The organism is Actinomadura logoneensis, from assembly GCF_003428695.1.
Classification (GTDB): Bacteria; Actinomycetota; Actinomycetes; order Streptosporangiales; family Streptosporangiaceae; genus Spirillospora; species Spirillospora logoneensis.
This window is the reverse complement of sequence record NZ_QURH01000041.1, coordinates 1-3,104: the sequence shown is the minus strand read 5'-3', so window position 1 is coordinate 3,104 and position 3,104 is coordinate 1. Positions and strand designations below refer to the sequence as shown.

Annotated in this window: 3 protein-coding genes and 1 pseudogene; 3 read left to right on the top strand and 1 reads right to left on the bottom strand. The window is 76.4% G+C overall.

What is annotated here, in order from left to right:
- The 3 genes and pseudogenes from DZF91_RS39340 to DZF91_RS02440 all read left to right on the top strand — a co-directional run.
- A pseudogene (locus DZF91_RS39340) lies at nucleotides 1-265 on the top strand (hypothetical protein); the annotation flags it as partial.
- Nucleotides 266-385: 120 nt separating this feature from the next.
- Entirely contained in the window at nucleotides 386-1,042 is a 657-nt protein-coding gene (locus DZF91_RS02445; protein WP_117355889.1) for an HAD family hydrolase, read from the top strand.
- Nucleotides 1,043-1,231: 189 nt separating this feature from the next.
- Nucleotides 1,232-2,053, top strand: coding sequence for a pentapeptide repeat-containing protein (locus DZF91_RS02440; protein ID WP_117355888.1), 822 nt, complete (start codon nucleotides 1,232-1,234; stop codon nucleotides 2,051-2,053).
- A gap of 4 nt (nucleotides 2,054-2,057) precedes the next feature.
- Here the strand turns inward: DZF91_RS02440 and DZF91_RS02435 are convergent.
- A partial coding sequence (locus DZF91_RS02435; RefSeq protein WP_117355890.1) for a tyrosine-type recombinase/integrase occupies nucleotides 2,058-3,104 on the bottom strand: 1,047 nt, incomplete at its 5' end.

Genomic DNA, 3,104 nt, shown 5'->3' with positions numbered 1-3,104 from the left:
CCCGTCGCGGGCGGCGGGCGCCCGCGCGGCGGCCCGGGCCGAGACCGAGCGCCGCCGCGTCGAGCGCCTGTGGTGGCGCAAGGAGGTCCTGTACTGGATCGGCGGCGCCGTGATCATGAACGTGCTGTGGGCCGCCAGGTCGCTCGGCGAGGGCCGTCTCGAGGACTACTGGCCCGCGTGGCCGCTGGGGATCTGGGCGGCGATCCTGCTCTCCTACGTCTTCTGGCCGTCCCGCGAGACCCGGCGCCGCCGCGAGGGCGGGTGACCCGCGGGAGCCCGGTCACCGGGACCCCGGCCGTGATCACCCTTGCGGTCGCGATCACCACCTGCGGTCGTGATCATCGTTGCGGCCGGGGCCGCCCGAAGGTGCGACAATGATCGATTTGTGGGAATCCTGCACATCTTCGACATGGACGGCACGCTGCTGACCGGCTCCACCGCCAGCCTGCAGATCGCCCGCCACACCGACACCGAGGCCGAACTCCTCGCCCTGGAGGCGCGCTTCGCGTCCGGCGCCATCGACACCAAGACCTTCTCCACCACCCTCTACGGCATCTGGCGCGACCGCCTCACCGCCGAGACCGTCGCCGCCGCCTACGCCGCCAGCCCGTGGCTGCGCGGCATCGCCGAGGTGTGCGCCGACATCCGCGCCCGCGGCGAGCACTCCCTGGTGATCACCATGTCGCCGGACTTCTTCGCCCGGCACCTGCTGGACCTGGGGTTCGACGAGGTCGCCGCGTCCCGGTTCCCGCCGCTGCCGCTCGCCGGCCCGCCCGCGCCCGGCGACATCCTCACCCCGGCCGACAAGGTCGCCATCACCGACCGCGTCCGGGCCCGGCACGGCGTGGACCGCGACCGGTGCGTCGCCTACGGGGACTCGATGTCGGACGCGCCGCTGTTCCGGCACCTGCGGCACACGGTCGCGATCAACGCCGACCACCACCTGGCCGACCTGGCGGCGCTGGACTACCGCGGCGACGACCTCGCCCACGCCTACCGCCTCGGCCGCACTCTCCTCACCCCCGCCGAGCAGGCACAATGAACCGGTGGGCCCACCAGCGAACCGGCGGGCCCACCCGCCGCCCGTACCGTCCCGGCCGCCCGGCCGGCGTTCCGCGCGGCCCGCCCCGCCCTGTCCCGTCTCGTCCTGCCTCGTCCAGTCCATCCTGCCTCGTCCAGTCCGTCCCGCCGGGGAGAGCATCCTCCGGCCTCACGCCAGAACGGCCCGCCCGTGACCGCCACGCCCCGCACCCCGCCCGAGGAGCTGCGCGCCGACTGCGCCCGCTGCTTCGGGCTGTGCTGCGTCACCCTGCCCTTCACGCGTTCCAGCGACTTCGCGCTCACCAAGCCCGCCGGGCGGCCGTGCGTGAACCTGGCCGCCGACCACCGCTGCACGATCCACTCCCGCCTCGCGGGGAGCGGGTTCACCGGCTGCACCGTCTACGAGTGCCTGGGCGCCGGGCAGAAGCTGTCCCAGCACACCTTCGGCGGACGCGACTGGCGCGCCGATCCCGACCTGGTGCCGCTCATGACGGCCGCCTACCCGCGGATGCGGCACCTGCACGAGCTGCTGTGGCACCTGCACCACGCCGCCGCGCTGCCCGGCGCCGAGCCCGTCCGCGCCCGCGTCACCGCCGCCATCGCCACCCTGGACGACCTCACCCACCAGGACGCCGACACGCTCCTGGCCGCCGACCTGCCGACCCTGCACGAGTCCGCGGCCGAACTGCTGCGCACCGCCAGCGACCTCACGCGCCGCCGGCACGCCTCCCGGCCCCGCGACCACCACCGCGGGGACCTCACCGGACGCGCCCTGCGCCGTGCCGACCTGCGCGCCGCGGACCTGCGCGGCGCGCTGCTGCTCGGCGCCGACCTGACCGGGGCCGACCTGAACCACGCCGACCTGCTCGGCGCGGACCTGCGCGGCGCCGTCCTGGACGGGGCGGACCTGTCCGCCGCCCTGTTCCTCACCCAGCCGCAGCTCAACGCCGCCCGCGGTGACACCGCCACGCGGATCCCGGACGACCTCGCCCGTCCGTCCCACTGGACCTGACCGTTCAGGCGCCGCTCCCGGCGGCCTCCACCGGCCCCGCCGCCTCCGCGTCCTTCGCCTCGGCGGGCTCGCGGGGCCGCACGACCTGCCCGCCCCGGCCGTCCTGCCCGCCCCGGGCGGTCTCTCCTCCCCGGGCGGTCTCCGCGTTGGGGGCGGTCTCGACCCGTCCCAGCAGCGGATGGACCCGCATCGCCGCCTCCAGCTCACCGGGCAGCTCGTCCCGGTAGCGGCCGAGCGTGGACAGGTCCGCGTGCCCCAGCACCCGCCGCACCGCGTCCATGTCCGTCGCCGCCGCCAGCAGGTGCGTCGCGGTCGTGTGCCGCAGCCCGTGCGGGGTGACCGTCCGCCGGTGCTCGGGATCCACGCGCGCCTGCACCCGGTCGATCACGGCCTGGACGTCGCCGCGGGCCAGCCGCCGCCCCCGCCACGACAGCAGCAGCGCCTTCGGCTCCCGGCCGCGGTCCAGCAGCGTCCGCCCCCGCGCGAGGTAGGCGTCCAGGACCTCGGCGACCGGCCGGGGGAGCGGCACGTCCCGCGTCCGCCCGCCCTTGCCGAAGATCCGCCAGTACCGCACGCCCGCGTTCACGAAGAAGTCCTCGGCGTTGGCCCGCGTCAGCTCCGACACGCGCGGACCGACCGCCGCCAGCAGCAGCACGATGAGCGCGTCGCGCAACTCGGTGCGCTGGTCGGCGCGGCCCAGCAGCAGCACGATGAGCGCGTCGCGCAACTCGGTGCGCTGGTCGGCGCGGCCGCGCTCGGCCCCCTCCTCGGGACGGTCGGCCAGGCCCCGCGCGGCGCCGACCAGCCCGCCCGCCTGCTCGGCCGTCAGCGCCCGCCGCTCGGCGCGCAGCCCGCCCCGCTGCTTGGGACGGACCGTCGCCGCGCCCATCGGGTTCAGCTGCACCCATCCGGCGAACACCGCGTGCCGGAACAGCGCCGACACCGACCGCCGGAACCGCGCCTGCGACGCCGCGCTCTGCACCGCCCCACCACGCCCTCCGGCCGCTTCCGCGCCGTCGCGGGCGCGCCCCGTCCGAGCTGCGTGCGCACC